1 protein-coding gene is annotated in these 378 nt (G+C 51.6%); it reads right to left on the reverse strand.

The genetic code is table 11. The annotated features are described in order from the left end of the window. Positions 1–168 (reverse strand): anaerobic ribonucleoside-triphosphate reductase (gene nrdD / locus G8O24_RS47275; RefSeq protein WP_497717872.1); only part of this gene is annotated, 168 nt, incomplete at its 3' end. Between the last annotated feature and the right edge of the window lie 210 nt (positions 169–378).

A 378-nucleotide genomic window follows, 5' to 3' on the forward strand; every position in this document is an offset into this window, starting at 1 on the left:
CTTCTTCAAGCTGAAGACCAGCTGCGGGAAGATGTCCGTCCGGTGTTCCCGGCCCAGGCCTTCGATCCGGACCTGCAGGATGTCTTTTTGGATTTCTCTTTCAATCCAGTTGGTCCCTAAGCCGAAGCCCAAGGTGGTGAAAGGAGTCTGCCCCTGGCTGGAGAACATGGTAAAAAAAAAAAATCGCTACTCGGGGTGCAGATGACGACTCCTTTGGCTACCTTTTTGCTGGCCAAGGATACTAGCCGGCAAAGTGAAGCGAAAGATGTGAACGAAAAAACTAGAGATCACGAAATATAACGCACGAAGCGACCAGATGCAGGCTTACACGGTGCAGTGAGGCCACATGCACTAACTCAAACACCGCCTCCTAGCCAA

It is taken from the genome of Bradyrhizobium campsiandrae, from assembly GCF_014529705.1.
Classification (GTDB): domain Bacteria; phylum Pseudomonadota; class Alphaproteobacteria; order Rhizobiales; family Xanthobacteraceae; genus Bradyrhizobium; species Bradyrhizobium campsiandrae.